Genomic DNA, 18,354 nt, shown 5'->3' with positions numbered 1-18,354 from the left:
AAGTCTAAATTTTAACAGTATGAAACCAAAAAAGAATCCACAGAAAGACCTGAACAAAAAGAGCGGAATGTTCTTTGTAGTCGGACTATTATTAGTACTAACTATGGTATACACCGCCTTAGAATGGAAATCATTTGAGTCGGATATCAATATCGATTTCGCAATGAATACCCCAGAGGATGGAATTGAAGAAGAACATATTGAAAAATTTGAAATTGAACAACCCAAAATAAAACAAGTTTTACCTCAAGAAATAAAAATTGAAGAGAATGATACAGAGGTTGAAGAAACAGAAATCATAGCTATTGAAGTCAACATCGAAACCGAGATTGTAGACGTTAAAGATTTTGAAGTTGTAGAAGAAGAGGAAGAGGTGAAAGTTATCTGGAGTACAATTGAAGAAGTTCCTGTTTTTCCTGGTTGTGAGAATGAAAAAGATAAAAGAGCCTGTTTTAATGAGATGATGCAAAAGCATATTCGCAAAAACTTTCGCTACCCAGAATTAGCCCAAGAAATGAACATTGAAGGTAGAGTCAATACTACATTTATGATCAACAATGATGGTACTATCGGTACTATTCGAAAAAGAGGTCCGCATGATGTACTAGAAAAAGAAGCTGTTAGAATTTTGTCTAAACTGCCAAAAATGACCCCTGGTAAACAAAGAGGTTCAGCCGTAAAAGTTTCTTTCGCTATTCCGATAACATTTCAATTACAATAGCTCAAAAACAAAAAAACCATCAGCAAAGCTGATGGTTTTTATATATTGAATGTAAATAAATCACTTATTAATCTCTACTTTTTCTATAGTTACTTCCGTCGCAGTTCCTTTTTTCTCAACATTCGCTTTTTCGAATTCAACTAGTTGAGCCTCAACTTCTGCTTTTGTTCCGTTAAAGACTACTTTTTCAGTTATAGCTTCACCATTAACAGTTGTAGAATATGTAACAATAGCTTCCGCTAGATCTGCACTTTCTACATTCATTTCAATAGCAACCTCATTAGTACTATTCAGCATAGCAACGCCTTCTTCTGCGTGCCCACCTAATATTGGTGCAATTACCAAACCAATTAAACAAGTCAATTTAATTAAGATATTCATTGAAGGACCAGAAGTATCTTTAAAAGGATCACCAACAGTATCACCAGTTACTGCTGCCTTATGTGCTTCAGAACCTTTGTAAGTCATTTCACCATTAATTTCAACACCTGCTTCAAATGATTTCTTTGCGTTATCCCAAGCACCACCAGCGTTGTTCTGGAAGATAGCCCACAATACACCAGATACCGTTACACCAGCCATATAGCCACCTAACATTTCTGCAATCGCCAGTTTATTCATTCCAAATAACATAGGAAAAAATGCGATAACCAACGGGAAACCAATCGTCAATAAACCCGGTAACATCATTTCTTTCAAAGAAGCTTGTGTAGAGATAGCCACACATTTATCATATTCTGGTTTCCCAGTACCTTCCATAATTCCCGGAATTTCCTTAAACTGACGTCTAACTTCCTGCACCATTTCCATTGCCGCTTTACCTACTGCATTCATAGCTAATGCCGAGAATACTACAGGCACCATACCACCTACAAATAACATGGCCAATACCGGAGCTTTAAAAATGTTGATTCCGTCAATTCCCGTAAAAGTTACATAAGCTGCAAACAATGCTAAAGACGTTAATGCCGCCGAAGCGATGGCAAAACCTTTTCCAGTTGCAGCAGTAGTATTACCCACTGAATCTAAAATATCTGTTCTTTCTCTTACAATTGGTTCTTGTTCGCTCATTTCAGCAATACCACCAGCATTATCCGATATTGGCCCGAAAGCATCAATAGCCAATTGCATAGCTGTAGTTGCCATCATTGCAGATGCCGCTAATGCAACACCGTAAAAACCAGCAAAGGCATAAGATGCCCAAATAGCACCAGCAAACAGTAACACAGAAGGGAAAGTAGAGATCATTCCCGTAGCCAAACCAGCAATAATATTGGTACCTGCACCTGTACTAGATTGTTGTACAATTTTTAAAATAGGAGGTTTACCAAGACCCGTATAATATTCTGTCACCGAAGAAATTACTGCACCTACAATTAAACCTACCAAAGTAGCATAGAATACCCTCATAGAAGATATTTCCAATACCCCTTCACCAAAGAACTCCATTTTCATAGTTTCAGGCAACATCCATGTTACCAATCCGTAACATGAAATAGCAACAAGAACAATTGATGTCCAGTTACCTATATTTAAAGCCCCCATAACTTGAGCTTCCTTTGCGTCGTTATCTTTTATTTTCACCAACATAGTACCGATGATAGAAATAATGATTCCTACACCTGCAATTGCCATTGGTAATAGAATAGGACCAATACCACCAAAAGCATCAGAAATACTACCACCCATATCTTTAATAACATAATTACCCAAAACCATGGCAGCTAAAACTGTTGCTACATAAGATCCAAATAAATCTGCTCCCATACCGGCAACATCACCTACGTTATCACCTACATTATCTGCAATTGTAGCAGGATTACGTGGATCATCTTCTGGAATCCCTGCTTCTACTTTTCCTACTAAATCTGCACCTACATCGGCAGCTTTAGTATAAATACCACCACCTACACGTGCAAATAATGCTATTGACTCTGCTCCTAAAGAGAAACCTGCAAGGGTTTCTAAAACGATAGTCATATCCATAGTAGATGTCCAAACACCTCCCGTAAAGAATTGAAAAAACGCGATAAAAAATACAGTAAGTCCAAGTACCGCCAAACCTGCAACACCTAGTCCCATTACCGTACCACCACCAAAAGAAATCTTTAATGCGTTAGGTAAACTTGTACGGGCAGCCTGTGTTGTACGAACGTTTGTTTTTGTAGCGATTTTCATTCCTATATTTCCTGCAAAAGCAGAAAAGATAGCTCCGAAAATAAATGAGACAACAATTAACCAATGTGTAGTTGGCACTACGAAAGAAACAATAGCAAGCAAAACACTTACAATTACTACGAATACAGCCAAAAGCTTATATTCTGCACTTAAGAAAGCCAAGGCGCCTTCATAAATATAATCTGAAATTTCTTTCATTTTTCCATCTCCGGCATGTTGTTTCATTACCCAAGATCTTTTAATGCCCATATAAATTAGGCCTAATACTGCCATAAGAATTGGCATGTAAATCATCATTGACTCCATTTAATCTATTGTTAGTTGTTAGTTCGACTAATGTAGTAAATTAGAATAGAATAAAAAAAGCCACTTTTTATTAAAAAAAGTGGCTTAAATAAAGTCAAAAATTATTTATATCACAAAAGTGCGCTTTGCTTTATGCTCACTATCATCATATCTCTTAACACATTCGTGATAGATTTCTATTGCCTTTTCAGCATTACTCCAGCCACCTGTATCAACTTTTTTCTCTTCTAAATCTTTATACACTTGAAAGAAATGTTCTATTTCTTTTAATCTATGCGGATTTAAATCACTGATATCGTTATTGTTACTCCAAATTGGATCAGAAACTGGTACACAGATAATTTTTTCATCTGGTCCTTTTTCATCTGTCATATGGAAAACCCCAATAGGTTTAACTTCCATTACTGTCATTGGGTAAGTAGGTTCCGTACCCATTACCAACACATCTAAAGGATCTTTATCTAAAGCCAAAGTTTCAGGAATAAAACCGTAATCTCCAGGGTACATCATTGAAGAAAATAACATACGGTCAAAACGAATTTTATGTAAATCAAAATCGTATTCGTACTTGTTTCTGCTTCCTTTCGGAATTTCTATTAAAACATCAAAGGTTAAGCCTTTTGCTGCTGCCATATTTAAAATTGTTTAATTTATAGTTTGTTATGAAACGTTGCTTAGTTGTTATAATTGTAAAAATTAATCGAATTAAAATACAAATCCAAATGTACCGGTAACTCCGAACTTTCTGGCATCTGGATTTTCTAAATAATTTCCTCTAAAATTGAAATCCAATCTAAATACTTTAAATATGTTTCCTATTCCAAAAGAATATTCATAATATATTTTATCTGACGGAGCATTTAACGGTGTATTTAAAGTTGCCGGAGCGCTTAACGCTTTATTCTCATCAGACAGGTCTCCCCATACTCCGCGCAAAGCTACGATTTCCCTTAAATTATATTTCCTAAGAAAAGGAATTCTTGAGAAAAATCTACCATTAAAATTATGTTGCAAATGAACTGCCGCATAAGTATCGGTTACAAATTCATAAAAATCTAAATTTGGAAAGGTACCATAGTTAGAGAAAAATGTTTGGTTACCAGGTACAACACTTAAAAGTCCCAAAGGAACTTCACCAAATGTTTTACCAAGCTCAACCGTACTTAACAATCTACCAAAACCACCTAATTGCCATGGTTGACTATATGAAAACTGAAGCTTATCGTAATCGAAATCACTATCCAGCACACCTTTTGTGCCTTTTGTATAGTTCAACAAAAGAGTACTATAGGTATCATTTACATCTCTACGTTCTACCCCAAAACCAATTGTCTTTTTACCTGGAGTATATAGAACAATTGCATTGAAATCAAATTGACGTATTTCTGACGAAACTCCTGTTGCAGATTCTGGATCAACATAATCTAAACTAAAATCGTTTGGCAAAGCAGAACTTAAGGTTCTAAACGTACCTCCAACAGACAGCTTTAAATTCGTTAATGGTTCAATCTCAAAATTAAGCGCACTTAGATTAATATTCGTCAACCTATTATTTGCACCTACCGTCAATAATGAAGAAGAAGCAATACTTCGCCCAAGAACATCATTAGTTGCCGTTAAACTTACCCCAAGCTGTTCTATATCTCTTCGATTACCCCCAGAAACTATTAACCTACTGTTTTTATCCAAAAGCATTTTTCCTGCCAGACCATGTTTAAATTTATGATCTTTAAAGCCATATGCAGTGTAGCCTTCTATACGCCAAAGGTCATTTTGTCCATAATAAGTTCTTGCCCCTAGCCTTACCCTTGCTCCTTCCGCTGTATTATATCCAAAAAAATCATAGACAGAGCCTAAATCCAAATTCCATTTATCGACCTCTACATAACCAGAACCCAAAATACTTATGAAATTATAGTAGGTCTTAAATTTGGGAACCGTTTTAAGCGTGTCTAGCAATTTATAAATTCCCTGTTCATCTTTATTTAAGCTCTCTAACCTATTCTTTTCCCAGAACGCATCATCCTTTATAATCTGGGTAACATCTAACGGATTTCTATCCTTACGGTAAACTTCCCTTGGTCTAGGTTTATCGAATTCATAATTATCGTAAACAGATGTACGTTTGCCGTACAACCCCTTAGATTCTTCTTTTTTATTAAAGCTGAAATCACTCAACATATAATCTCTTTTCAAAAGAAAAACAGAATCATTTACAACATCAAAATCTTGCTCTATATAAATTTCCTTTACCCAGTTAATATTGGCACTTTTTGTTACTTGTAGATTTATATTTTTTACCGCCCAAGTAGAATCATTTACCCAAAAATCTCCTTTAAAGGTCAACTCATTTTTTCGACGTGGATAGTATACTATATTATAACACCATTTATTATCAATGTAAGCACTATCCCTTAAGGCATAGTTGTAAACATCTACGCCGGTTTTTGATAACGGACTAGTGAAACTTTTATCAAAGAATTTTAAGTAATTATTATACACATCATACTCTTGGTACAAATCTTTTACGAAAGCTATAATTGCCTGATTGTTTTCGAAACCAGAATTCTTATTACCAAGTACTTCCTCTTTCTCTTCTTTAATTTTATTATCTCCGTAAACTTTTGAAAAAGTTTCATTTAAGAAAATAGGCAAATAAGTTTTACCCGTTACACGTGAGGTATCTAAATCTTGAAAAACAAATTCTAAACCTTTGAATATTTTACTTTTAATTAATGAACTATCAATTGTATTTAAATCAAACTCAACCTTTTCATACTTATCATAAGCATATTGATTGAACTGCCGTACACCATTTTGACGTTTCTTAGCCCAGATTTTCCTAAGAATATCTACCGCCGGATTGTTCTTTTTTGACTGTTTACCAGCAATTAAGACCACTTCGTTCAACTGTTCCGCAGCTTCTAAAAGGGTTATTTTTAAGTCATAAGTGACCTTGCTTTCTAACTGAAGTTCATATTCAGTATAACCTATAAAAGAAATAATTGCCGTAGAATAATTATTTTCCGATTCTAAATAGAACCTACCATAATCATTTGTGATGGTACCTTCTGTAGAATTTTTGAAGAATACGTTTGCAAAGGATACCGGATCACCCTGTTCATCGATGACAATGCCACCAATTTTGGTCTGACCCTGCGCTATGAAAAAACATAGGCTTAAGAATGTGAATAATATCCCTCTCATTAAAATAATTCTTTTAATAAAAAATCTTGATCAAATAACATACTAATAAAAAAAGCTTCTCCAGACTTGGTCGGAGAAGCTAAAGTACTTTACAAAATTGTATCCTATTTGTATAAAACTTTTTTGACAGCGTCAACAACATCTTTGTAATTTGGCAACCACTCCTCTAATAATACAGGAGAATAAGGTGCCGGTGTATCAGCAGTATTTATTTTAACAACAGGTGCGTCTAAATAATCAAATGCATGTGCTTGTATATGATATGTAATTTCTGTAGCAACGTTACCAAATGGCCAAGCTTCTTCTAAAATCACTAATCTATTTGTCTTTTTAACAGATTTTAATACCGCCTCATAATCTAAAGGCTTAACGGTACGTAAATCTATAATCTCACAACTAATACCTTCTTTCTCCAATTCATCGGCAGCTTTATCGGCTTCCTTTATAATCTTACCAAAAGAAACTATAGTAACATCTTTACCTTCTCTACGAATATCAGCAACACCTAATGGAATAGTGTAATCACCCTCTGGCACTTCACCTTTATCACCATACATTTGCTCAGACTCCATAAATATTACAGGGTCGTTATCACGTATTGCCGCTTTCAACAATCCTTTCGCATCCGCTGGGTTAGAAGGAACAACAACTTTTAAACCCGGACAGTTGGCATACCAACTCTCAAAAGCTTGTGAGTGCGTTGCCGCCAATTGACCTGCAGAACCTGTAGGACCTCTAAATACTATTGGACAAGGAAATTGCCCTCCAGACATTTGTCTAATTTTAGCTGCATTATTTATAATTTGATCGATACCTACTAACGCAAAGTTGAAGGTCATGAATTCTATAATAGGTCTATTACCCGTCATAGTAGAACCAACTCCTATTCCCGCAAAACCAAGTTCAGAAATTGGAGTATCTATAACCCTCTTAGGGCCAAACTCATCCAACATACCCTTGGAAGCCTTATAAGCGCCATTATATTCCGCTACCTCTTCACCCATTAAATAGATAGATTCATCCTTCCTCATTTCTTCGGACATGGCCTCGGCTATTGCTTGCCTAAATTGTAGTGTTTTCATGTATGGTAAATATTATTCTTTGTTATATGCTAGAAAGCAAGCAAAAATAGGAAATATAATATCAAAAAATAGAATGCCAGATTTAAAAAAAGTTATAAAATTTACTATGCATGCATAGTAAATTAGGATTTAAATAGCTATCTTCGTGGTCATTGATATAAAGTTTATTTACACATGAAGATATTAGTTTGTATAAGTAATGTTCCAGATACCACATCTAAGATAAATTTCACAGATGGTGATACTAAATTTGACACTAATGGTGTACAATTTGTAATTAACCCAAATGATGAATTCGGCTTGACGAGAGCTATGTGGTTTAAAGAAAAACAAGGTGCTACAGTACATATTGCTACTGTTGGCGGCCCTAGTGTTGAACCAACAATGCGTAAAGCTCTTGCCATTGGTGCAGATGAAGCTTTTAGAATTAACGCAGAACCTACAGATGGTTTTTATGTTGCACAACAACTTGCAGAAGTAGTTAAAAACGGTGGTTACGACCTTGTAATTGGCGGTAGAGAATCTATTGATTACAATGGTGGAATGGTACCAGGAATTTTAGCTTCTTTGACAAATATGAATTTCATTAATTCTTGTATAAATCTTGAAATTGATGGCAACAATGTTACCGCAGTACGAGAAATTGATGGTGGAAAAGAAAAATTAAGCAGCGCACTCCCTCTTGTAGTTGGTGGTCAAAAAGGTCTTGTTGAGGAAAGTGATCTTCGCATACCTAATATGCGTGGTATTATGATGGCAAGAAAGAAAAGTTTATCTGTAGTTGAACCCGTTGATGGACTAAAAGCTACTGAAGATAAAAAATTCGACAAACCAGCTCCTAAAGGACAAGTTAAACTTGCCGACAGCGTAGATCAATTGGTTGATTTGCTACATAATGAAGCAAAAGTCATTTAATAACCTATTTATAGGTACTAATTAAAAAACAAAAAACATGTCAGTTTTAGTATATACAGAATCAGAAAAAGGAAAGTTTAAAAAGAATGCGTTCGAAGCCGCTTCTTATGCTTCGGCAGTGGCAAAAATGATGGACACTACCGTTACCGCAATAGCTTTCAACAGTACGGATAATGAATCTCTTGGTGAGTATGGAGTCTCTAAAGTAATGAATGTAGCAGATGACTCATTAACAACTTTTAATGCAGGTGCATATGCTGCATCTATTGCAGAAGCTGTTAAAAGTACAGATGCAAAAGTTGTTATTCTTAGCTCTAGTACTGATACAAAATATTTAGCACCGTTATTATCTGCCAAATTATCTGCCGGTTATGCACCAAATGTAGTCCAGGCCCCAGATAGCACATCTCCATTTACGGTTAAAAGAACAGCTTTCAGTAATAAAGGATTTGCCCACACGCAAATAGATACCGATATTAAAATAGTAGGTGTTTCAAATAACGCTTTTGGCGCACACGAAAACAAGGTAGATGTTTCTGTTGAAGATATTAGTGGTACTGCAGATAGCGCTACCAATGATACTAAATCGGTTGAAATCGATAAAGTTGTAGGTAAGGCTACCATTGCCGATGCAGACATTGTTGTTTCTGCTGGTAGAGGAATGAAAGGACCTGAAAACTGGGGGATGATTGAAGAATTAGCCGATGTTTTAGGTGCAGCGACAGCTTGCTCTAAACCGGTATCCGATCTTGGATGGAGACCTCATGGCGAGCATGTAGGGCAAACAGGGAAGCCTGTAGCAAGTAACCTATACATTGCCATTGGTATTTCTGGAGCTATTCAACATTTAGCAGGTGTAAGTGCTTCAAAAACGAAAGTTGTTATAAATAATGACCCAGAAGCACCATTCTTTAAAGCCGCTGATTACGGAATTGTTGGTGACGCCTTTGAAGTAGTTCCTCAATTGATTGAAAAATTAAAGGATTTTAAAGCGCAAAACGGCTAAATTTTTGTTATTTTGTGCCCCTTAAAGGGCTGTTCGAATAGTTGGAGCCCCAAGTATTCGAACAGCCTTTTTTAGTTAAAAACCTATGAGTCTAGTACGATTAAAAATAAAAGGTATCTCTTACAGCCAAACTCAAAATGGTGCATACGCACTTATTTTGAACGAAGTTGAGGGCGACAGAAAGCTTCCTATTGTCATTGGCGCTTTTGAAGCTCAATCCATTGCTATTGCTTTGGAAAAAGAAATAAAACCACCAAGACCTTTAACCCACGATTTATTTAAGAATTTCTCTGACAGGTTTGATATTGTAATCAAACAGGTTATAATTCATAAATTAGTAGATGGAGTATTTTACTCCAGTATTATCTGTGAGAGAGATGGTATTGAAGAAATAATTGACGCAAGAACTAGTGATGCCATAGCGTTGGCGTTACGTTTCAACGCCCCTATTTTCACTTATAAAACTATATTGGATAAAGCCGGTATCTTCTTAAAATTCTCTTCTAAAGAAAAGGATCAAAAAGATAGTGACGATAGTATTATGGTTGATGAAATATTGCAAGAAGGGGAAACCATTGAAATAGAATCTGGTGCATCTGACGGCTATACAGAACTTACTATAGACGAATTGGAAGCTGAATTAAAAAAAGCTGTCACCAACGAAGACTACGAAAAAGCGGCTAAATTGAGAGATGAAATCTCTAAACGCAACTAAACACTAAATTATAGTTTATGAAAAAAGGCAAATGGTTGCTATTTTTTGCACTAATTCTTACCGCATTTACATTTGCTCAAGACGTAGACATTAATACACCTTTAGAAAGTACAGCTGACACTACTTTGGTTGAAGATGTAGCTACTGCCGGTGTTATGGGTATGGAAACTAGTGAGGGGTTTTCCATCAACAGCCTTGGAAGAGGAATTCTTGGTATGGCGGTCTTACTACTTCTAGCATTTTTATTCAGTTCTAACAGAAGAGCCATTAATTGGAAAACGGTTGGTATAGGTCTAGCACTACAATTGGTAATTGCCATCGGTGTTCTTAAAATACCTTTTGTACAATTGGTTTTTGAGCAAATAGGAAGAATCTTTGTGAGTATCTTAGAATTTACCCGCGCAGGTAGTAAATTTCTATTTGAAGGTCTTGTAGTAGATACAGGGACCTTCGGATATATTTTCGCTTTTCAAGTACTGCCTACTATCATATTTTTCTCTGCATTAACCTCCTTATTATTCTATTTAGGATTGATACAAAAAGTGGTAAAGTGGCTTGCTTGGGCACTTTCCAAAACCCTGGGTATTTCAGGACCTGAGAGTCTTTCTATTGCCGGAAATATATTTCTCGGACAAACCGAAGCTCCTTTATTGATAAAAGCATATCTAGAAAAAATGACCAAATCAGAGATTCTATTAGTCATGATTGGCGGTATGGCAACTCTTGCTGGTGCAGTTTTAGCTGCTTATATAGGATTTTTAGGTGGTGAAGATGAATTGTTACAATTGGTATTTGCCAAGCATTTATTAGCCGCTTCCGTGATGGCTGCACCAGGAGCAATTGTAATATCTAAAATGTTATACCCACAAACTGAAGAAGTAAATAGTGATGTTCATGTATCTTCTGAAAAAATTGGAGCCAATGTATTGGATGCCATATCAAATGGAACTACTGAAGGCTTAAGACTAGCAGTTAATGTTGGTGCAATGCTCTTAGTATTCGTAGCCATTATTGCAATGGTTAACGGTATTCTAGAGTGGACAGGAGACTTAACCCACTTAAATGGCTGGATAGCGGACAATACTTCCTATTCTAAATTCTCGCTTGAAGCAATTTTAGGGACTGTATTCGCTCCATTAATGTGGTTAATTGGCGTCGCCGACGAAGATATAATGCTCATGGGTCAATTACTCGGTATTAAATTGGTAGCAAGCGAATTTGTAGGCTATGTGCAATTAGCAGAACTTAAAGACCTTAGCACTTTACCACATTTAAAGTTCAACAAGTCTGTTATTATGGCCACTTATATGTTATGTGGTTTTGCAAACTTTGCATCTATAGGTATTCAAATTGGTGGCATTGGATCACTTGCTCCGGGGCAAAGAAAAACTTTATCTGAATTCGGCATGAAGGCTGTACTTGGTGGCTCTTTAGCATCTTTACTTTCCGCTACCATTGCCGGTATGATTTTAGGATAATCCAATATGTTATTTTAGTTAATAAATTCTAATAACCCTTATTACTATTTCTGTTCAAAAATTCATCTAAATGGTATTTTTGCAGTGCGCCTATCTAGTTTTTTTTAGCGTTTATATAATAATATCTCTATGAAACAATACCACGACCTTTTAAAACATGTTCTTAAAGAAGGAAACCAAAAAGGAGACCGTACAGGAACCGGAACTAAAAGTGTTTTTGGGTATCAGATGAGATTTGACCTCAGTGAAGGTTTCCCTATGGTCACTACTAAAAAACTGCATTTAAAATCTATCGTATATGAGTTACTTTGGTTTCTGAAAGGTGACACCAATATTAAGTATTTACAAGAAAATGGTGTTCGTATTTGGAATGAATGGGCTGATGAAAATGGCGACTTAGGTCCTGTTTACGGTCATCAATGGCGCAACTGGAACAATGATGAAATTGACCAGATCAAGGAAGTTATCCACTCATTAAAAACGAATCCTAACAGTAGAAGAATGTTAGTCTCTGCCTGGAATCCCAGTGTGTTACCAGATAATTCTAAAACTTTTTCTGAAAATGTAGCAGATGGTAAAGCCGCATTACCTCCTTGCCATGCATTCTTTCAATTTTATGTTGCAGATGGCAAATTATCTTGCCAATTATACCAACGTAGTGCAGATATCTTTTTAGGTGTACCATTCAATATTGCATCTTACGCATTATTTACCATGATGATGGCTCAAGTATGTGGCTATGAAGCTGGCGATTTTATTCACACTTTCGGTGACGCGCATATTTACAATAACCATATGGAACAGGTAGAGTTGCAATTAAGCAGAGAACCTAGAGCATTGCCAAAAATGAATATAAATCCTGATGTGAAAGATATTTTTGATTTTAAATTCGAAGATTTTTCATTAGAAGATTATAATCCGCATCCTCATATAAAAGGGAAAGTAGCTATATAAGCTATGAGTCTTAAAACAATTTTTTATATTCTGACCAACTGTTTTATTTTAGCAATTAACTAACTTCCTAATAGAGCACCTATTGGCAAACTCAAAAGACCCCGTCTTATTTTAGATAACGAAGTAATTCGTAATATTAATCTACTAGTAAAATTTCAGCTCTGTTTTCCAAATGCTCTCCCCGTAAAGATGCCGTATTGTGTCCCCATTAACTTCAAGCTTTAATAGTATCAATTTCTTAATTTATCGGGCTAATTCCGTTTGACCATTTTTATTTATCTTACAATAAAAATTGTTTTCATGGTTAGTACTGATACGCTCTTAGATTTCTTTTTAGAAACTAGAGCCCATACCGAGGTTATTTGTAAGCCTCTTGAAATTGAAGATTATGTGGTACAACCTATAATTGACGTTTCCCCTCCAAAATGGCATCTAGGTCATACAACATGGTTTTTTGAAGAATTTATTCTAAAAACATACGATAAATCATATCAAATTTTTGACGAAGATTTTTCTTTCGTATTCAATAGCTACTACGAAACCGTGGGTAAACGTGTTGTGCGAGCAGACCGTGGCAACCTATCCAGACCTTCCGTAAAAAAGGTGTACGAATACAGGCATTATGTTACCGAAGCGATGAACAAGTTGCTAGAAACAAACTACAACAGCACACTTTTAAATGTTCTAGAAATAGGAATACATCATGAAAAACAACATCAAGAATTACTTCTTACAGATATTAAATATATTTTAGGGAATAATCCTCTTTTACCGAAATACTCTGATTCTATCCAAGAATATACTACCGAAAAAGAAGTTCAAAATTGGATTGGAATGAGTGAAGGTATTTATGAAATAGGTCATAATTCTACTGATTTTTGTTTTGATAATGAATTAGGCAGGCACAAAGTTTATATACATGACTATCAAATTTCAAATAAACTAGTAACGAATGCCGAATATTTAGAATTCATAAAAGCCGATGGTTATAAACGTTTTGACCTTTGGCATGCCGCAGGTTGGGATTGGGTTCAACAATACAAAATTACCTCACCTTTATATTGGCATGAGATTGATGGAGACTGGCATTATTATAGTCTTAAAGGATTAACTAAGGTAGATTTAGAAGCGCCTGTAACACATATCTCGTACTTTGAAGCATTTGCCTTTGCTCAATATAAAAACTGCCGTTTACCTACCGAATTTGAATGGGAAGCCGCACAGAATCAATTTAATTGGGGACAACGCTGGGAGTGGACAGAGAGCGCCTACCTACCCTACCCTAACTATAAAAAAGTTGATGGTGCCTTAGGTGAATATAATGGTAAATTTATGGTCAACCAAAAAGTTCTTAGAGGGAGTTCTATTGCCACACCAAAAAATCACGCAAGGCATACCTATCGCAATTTTTTTCAAACAGATTTAAAATGGCAGTTCACCGGTATTAGGTTAGCTAAATAATTACGACATATTACGTATGCAAGACACAAAAACAACACTTACCAGTACCTCTGAGTTTGAAAAAGAAGTATATACAGGCTTGACGGATTACCCTAAACACCTGTCTTCCAAGTATTTTTACGACAAGAAAGGTGACAAGCTTTTTCAAGATATTATGGCTATGCCCACATACTACCTAACGGACTGTGAGTATGAAATCTTAGAAGATAATAAAGAGGAAATTACAAATTTATTCACCGAATTTGGAGCTTTCGACCTAATTGAACTTGGTGCAGGAGATGGTAAAAAAACCAAAATTCTACTCAAAGAATTTAGTGACAAAAATGTAGATTTCACTTATGTACCTATCGACATTAGCGATAATGCCTTAAATCAACTTCATAATTCAATTGAAAAAGAACTGCCAAAAATTAAGGTTCAGCCTTTTCAAGGAACTTATTTTGAAGCATTAGAGGACATAAATAGTCGTAAGAACAGAAAAATAATTTTATTCCTAGGCTCTAATATTGGCAATTTAGAACATGACCAAGCAAAAGGGTTTATGAAAAAAATTCAAGAATTAATGGAGCCTGAAGATTTACTTTTTATGGGATTTGACCAAAAGAAAAATCCGCAGACTATTTTAGATGCCTATAATGATAAAGAAGGTGTTACCGCTGCATTCAATAAAAACGTACTTGCACGAATTAACACGGAATTAAATGCAAATTTTAATCTAGAACAGTTTCTGCATTGGGAAGTCTACAATCCTGAAACAGGCTCTGCAAAAAGCTATTTGGTTTCCAAAATTGAACAGAAAGTAAGAATTGAAGCACTCGATTTAAATATAACTTTTAAGCCATGGGAAACCATACATACAGAAATTTCGCAGAAATATGATGATGAAATAATTAATTGGCTTGCAAAAGAATCTGGCCTAGAGATGACAACAGCTTACCAATCTTTGGCATATGGGTATAAAAATTGTGTCTTTAAAAAAGTTTAATCCATCATAAGTATTTAACAAAAAAGCCTGCTATTTACAATAGCAGGCTTTTTCTATATTGACAAACTTAGTTTACAGTTCTAAAACAGCATTTTCAGATCCAGCAAAATCATTCCATTGAAAACGATCAGCTTCAGCATCGTTAATGTATTCTCCATCCACAATATATTTGAATTCAAATGTATTCTCTTTTGGAAGATCGAAAGTTCCTTTGAAAGAACCATTCTTTTGTTTCTTTAATTCGCTCTTTTTTGCGTTCCAATTATTGAAATCGCCTACAACAGCTACTTTTTTTGCATCGTCGGTAGGTACTGTAAAAGTAACCTTACACACTGGCTTGGTCTTTAGATATTTTTTTGCAATTGCCATGATAATTAATTTAATATTTAAGACAAAACTAGCATAATAAAACACTCATTTCCAACACGTAAGAGATTTTTATGAATTCCGTAATAATTAGGCAATTAATAATCATTCAATGAAATATAATCCTACAAAATTAATTTATTAGGAATCTCTACTTATCTGTTTTTAAGATTTTTACAATTGTATCAATGTCCGCTTCTGTGTTATAAAAATGAAAACTTAAACGCACCCCATTTCCCCGTTGGGCACAAAACACATCATTGTCTATTAATTTTTGAAAAGTTGCTGCATTCGCCTTAATATTGAAAATAGTACTGTGATTTTTTCTTCCGACAACCTCATCTGACAAAAGCCCTAATTTTTGAAATTCCCCTTTAGCATACTTAGATAATTTACGGTTATGTTCAGAAATTTTATCCATTCCTATTCTTTCGAAATACTCTATAGAAAATTTTAAACTACCGAAATTTAAAGATGATAGATGACCAGGCTCAAAACGTTTAGCAAACCTAACAGCATCCATTTTACCCAAATCACCATCAGCAGCATTAAAGCCAATATTATTCACTGAAAATTTATCTTTAATTTGGTCTGAAAACAACATAAAACCATTTCCATAACCCGCCAATAACCATTTGTAAGCACTGCTCCCTAAAACATCTATTCCAGAATTATCAAAATCAAAGGTAGTACTACCGCAAAATTGTGTACCATCAGCTATGATAATCAAACTAGGATATTGGTTTTTCAATGCTTTCAAAAAATCAAGATCAATAGCAAACCCGTTAAGCCATTGTACTAGGCTTAATGCCAAGACATCAATATGCTTATTTTCAACCGCATCTTTAATTTGTTCTTCAATGGTAGCGGTCATTTGTAAATATTCGATATCAAAACCTCTATTCTCAAAACCCCAATTAAGCGAAGGATAATCGTTTTCTATAAGCAGTATTTTCTTTTTTTGACCCAACCCTTCTAACAATACGTTAAGTCCGGTTGAGAAATTATTTACTAAGGCTACGTTATTTCTTTTACAATTAAAAAAATTAGCCACTGCTGAACGAGTATCTGAGACCACCTTTAAAGATTTCTCTCGCATATCGCTACCATATATCAGAAAATCCAAATCATGCTCTTGTCTCCAATCTAACAGCGATTCGTACAACAAACCATATACTGCTGTATTAGCATATATTCCTTTTCGTAAGACGGGAAATTCCTTTCTAAATTTTTCCATTAGTTATAGCGTATTGTACAATTCCTGTATCTTTATACCAAAGATAAGAAGAGTATGTTTTCTAAAAATAAAAACACCTCCAAATTAGATTTAGAACAGCATGAGCTATTAGAGAATGCTCAGAAAAGGGTTCGCCAAAAGAAGCGCCTATACACCCATTTTGTTGTCTTTTTGGTTGGTAGTGTATTCCTAGTGCTCATCAATAAAATTTTAAAATACGGACAAGAATATAACTGGTTTATATGGGTCATTACTTTTTGGGCTTTCTTGTTTGTCCTTCACATTTTTAATGTTTTCATCACCAATAAATTTATGGGGCAAGATTGGGAACGTTCTCAAAGAGAAAAATTAGTACAGAAACAAAAAGAGCGAATTGCCGCAATGGAGAAGGAGATTGAACGAGAACATGAACTACAAGCCCCTATAGAAATAGAACCTAAAAAAAAATTGCTTTGAAAACACTTATAATGATTGCCGCGGCAGCAGAAAATGATGCTCTGGGTAAAGACAATGATTTACTTTGGCATTTGCCAGATGATTTTAAACGATTTAAAAAATTGACATCTGGGCACAAAATTATTATGGGCAGAAAAACCTATGAAAGTTTTCCTAAACCCCTACCTAATAGAACTCACATTATAATTACCAGGGATAAAAATTACACAGTAGCACATAAAGAATGTATAGTAGTTCATTCTTTAGATGAAGCTATTGATTTAGTTAAAGAAGAGATTGCATTTATAATTGGTGGAGGAGAAATCTATAAGCAAGGAGAAAAACGTTCTGATAAAATAGAGCTTACTCGTGTACACGGTACTTTTGAAGATGCTGACACTTTCTTCCCAGAAATTGACGAAGAATTTTGGATGCTGACCAAACAAGAATTTCACCCAACTGATGAAAAACATAAACTCTCTTTCACTTATTTAACCTACATAAAAAAAGCCGACGCCCTTAAAAGTCTTTGAACGAAATATTGATATTAGATTTAGTAGTGTTTAAAATAGTAGCAAGTACATTTACATCTCCATTGGTATAAAATTGATGCTTACCCAATTCTACTTTACTGGTCAATAAATCATATTTATCTAAAACCATTTTTGTTTGCCTGGCAACTGCCTGACCAGAATCTATTATAGTAACATGTTCTGGAAGCATTTTTTTTAACATAGGTATGAGATAAGGGTAATGAGTGCAACCTAAAACTAAATAATCCATTCCCTTATCAAGCATTGGCATTATGTACTGTTCTAAAAGTTGATACAATTGATCACTTTCTAGATTACCATTTTCAATCATCTCTACTAAACCAGTACCTCTTTGTTCTAATACCGTTATACCTGCAGCGTGATTTTTAGATGTACTGTGAAACAAACTGCTAGACAAGGTCCCTTTAGTTGCCAATACCCCTACTATTTTAGATTTACTATTTATAGCAGCAGGCTTTATAGCGGGTTCTATTCCAATAAAAGGTACACTATAATTATTCCTTAAATAATCTATGGCATTAGTCGTTGCCGTATTACAAGCAACGACTATTAATTTACAGCCTTGGCTTAATAAATATTCTGTATTCTTAATACTCAGCTCTAGTATTCGTTCTTCAGATTTTTCACCATAAGGTGCATTCTTACTATCCGCAAGATATATACAACTTTCATTTGGTAAAAGCTCTTGAATCTCACCCCAGATAGATGTACCTCCAATACCAGAGTCAAAAATACCTATATGCCTATCATCCAT

17 protein-coding genes are annotated in these 18,354 nt (G+C 35.0%); 10 read left to right on the top strand and 7 right to left on the bottom strand.

Going from position 1 to position 18,354, the window contains the following annotated elements; all coding sequences use genetic code 11:
* Positions 1-19: 19 nt before the first annotated feature.
* Positions 20-721, top strand: a complete 702-nt coding sequence (locus BM296_RS17245) for an energy transducer TonB (protein WP_027068074.1) — start codon at positions 20-22, stop codon at positions 719-721.
* A 60-nt stretch (positions 722-781) separates the two neighbouring features.
* Here the strand turns inward: BM296_RS17245 and BM296_RS17240 are convergent, their stop codons facing one another.
* The 4 genes from BM296_RS17240 to BM296_RS17225 form a co-directional block, all read right to left on the bottom strand.
* Positions 782-3,205: a sodium-translocating pyrophosphatase gene (locus BM296_RS17240; RefSeq protein WP_091905008.1), complete on the bottom strand. Its 2,424-nt coding sequence runs from the start codon at positions 3,203-3,205 to the stop codon at positions 782-784.
* A 105-nt stretch (positions 3,206-3,310) separates the two neighbouring features.
* Complete coding sequence (locus tag BM296_RS17235) at positions 3,311-3,838, bottom strand: inorganic diphosphatase (protein WP_027068076.1); 528 nt, start codon at positions 3,836-3,838, stop codon at positions 3,311-3,313.
* Positions 3,839-3,910: 72 nt separating this feature from the next.
* Positions 3,911-6,412, bottom strand: a complete 2,502-nt coding sequence (locus tag BM296_RS17230) for a DUF5686 and carboxypeptidase-like regulatory domain-containing protein (RefSeq protein ID WP_091905005.1) — start codon at positions 6,410-6,412, stop codon at positions 3,911-3,913.
* Positions 6,413-6,516: 104 nt separating this feature from the next.
* Positions 6,517-7,494, bottom strand: coding sequence for a pyruvate dehydrogenase complex E1 component subunit beta (locus BM296_RS17225; RefSeq protein WP_027068078.1), 978 nt, complete (start codon positions 7,492-7,494; stop codon positions 6,517-6,519).
* Positions 7,495-7,668: 174 nt separating this feature from the next.
* Here BM296_RS17225 and BM296_RS17220 point away from each other — a divergent pair, with 174 nt between their 5' ends.
* The 7 genes from BM296_RS17220 to egtD all read left to right on the top strand — a co-directional run bounded on the left by BM296_RS17220 (position 7,669) and on the right by egtD (position 15,008).
* Positions 7,669-8,409, top strand: a complete 741-nt coding sequence (locus BM296_RS17220) for an electron transfer flavoprotein subunit beta/FixA family protein (protein ID WP_027068079.1) — start codon at positions 7,669-7,671, stop codon at positions 8,407-8,409.
* Between the two features lie 37 nt (positions 8,410-8,446).
* The gene (locus BM296_RS17215; protein ID WP_091905002.1) at positions 8,447-9,415 is read left to right on the top strand and encodes an electron transfer flavoprotein subunit alpha/FixB family protein; all 969 of its coding nucleotides are present in this window, start codon (positions 8,447-8,449) and stop codon (positions 9,413-9,415) included.
* Between the two features lie 85 nt (positions 9,416-9,500).
* On the top strand, positions 9,501-10,130 hold the full coding sequence (locus BM296_RS17210; protein WP_027068081.1) for a bifunctional nuclease family protein: 630 nt from the start codon (positions 9,501-9,503) through the stop codon (positions 10,128-10,130).
* Positions 10,131-10,147: 17 nt separating this feature from the next.
* Positions 10,148-11,608 carry a NupC/NupG family nucleoside CNT transporter gene (locus tag BM296_RS17205; protein ID WP_091904999.1) on the top strand — a complete coding sequence of 487 codons (1,461 nt, stop codon included), beginning with the start codon at positions 10,148-10,150 and terminating at the stop codon, positions 11,606-11,608.
* Between the two features lie 129 nt (positions 11,609-11,737).
* A complete protein-coding gene (locus BM296_RS17200) occupies positions 11,738-12,562 on the top strand; it encodes a thymidylate synthase (protein WP_027068083.1) in 825 nt (274 codons plus the stop codon).
* Between the two features lie 300 nt (positions 12,563-12,862).
* Positions 12,863-14,023, top strand: coding sequence for an ergothioneine biosynthesis protein EgtB (egtB, locus tag BM296_RS17195; protein ID WP_091904996.1), 1,161 nt, complete (start codon positions 12,863-12,865; stop codon positions 14,021-14,023).
* Positions 14,024-14,039: 16 nt separating this feature from the next.
* The gene (gene egtD / locus BM296_RS17190) at positions 14,040-15,008 is read left to right on the top strand and encodes an L-histidine N(alpha)-methyltransferase (protein WP_091904993.1); all 969 of its coding nucleotides are present in this window, start codon (positions 14,040-14,042) and stop codon (positions 15,006-15,008) included.
* Positions 15,009-15,080: 72 nt separating this feature from the next.
* On the opposite strand, the gene BM296_RS17185 is transcribed toward egtD, so the two are convergent.
* Together BM296_RS17185 and BM296_RS17180 are read right to left on the bottom strand one after the other, a co-directional pair.
* Positions 15,081-15,377 (bottom strand): isoamylase early set domain-containing protein, encoded by a 297-nt coding sequence (locus BM296_RS17185; RefSeq protein WP_091904990.1) that lies wholly within the window; start codon positions 15,375-15,377, stop codon positions 15,081-15,083.
* 148 nt (positions 15,378-15,525) lie between these two features.
* Positions 15,526-16,611, bottom strand: a complete 1,086-nt coding sequence (locus tag BM296_RS17180; protein ID WP_091904987.1) for an aminotransferase class V-fold PLP-dependent enzyme — start codon at positions 16,609-16,611, stop codon at positions 15,526-15,528.
* Between the two features lie 54 nt (positions 16,612-16,665).
* On the opposite strand from BM296_RS17180, the gene BM296_RS17175 reads away from it, so the two are divergent.
* Both BM296_RS17175 and BM296_RS17170 read left to right on the top strand, forming a co-directional pair.
* Positions 16,666-17,067, top strand: a complete 402-nt coding sequence (locus tag BM296_RS17175) for a 2TM domain-containing protein (protein ID WP_091904984.1) — start codon at positions 16,666-16,668, stop codon at positions 17,065-17,067.
* Between the two features lie 11 nt (positions 17,068-17,078).
* A complete protein-coding gene (locus BM296_RS17170; RefSeq protein WP_091904981.1) occupies positions 17,079-17,579 on the top strand; it encodes a dihydrofolate reductase in 501 nt (166 codons plus the stop codon).
* Here BM296_RS17170 and murI read toward each other — a convergent pair.
* Positions 17,566-18,354 carry a glutamate racemase gene (murI, locus tag BM296_RS17165; protein WP_091904979.1) on the bottom strand — a complete coding sequence of 263 codons (789 nt, stop codon included), beginning with the start codon at positions 18,352-18,354 and terminating at the stop codon, positions 17,566-17,568. The genes BM296_RS17170 and murI overlap by 14 nt on opposite strands.

Origin of the sequence: Maribacter stanieri, assembly GCF_900112245.1 — a bacterium.
Classification (GTDB): Bacteria; Bacteroidota; Bacteroidia; order Flavobacteriales; family Flavobacteriaceae; genus Maribacter; species Maribacter stanieri.
The sequence above is the reverse complement of the archived record's forward strand: the minus strand, read 5'-3'. Positions and strand labels throughout refer to the sequence as shown.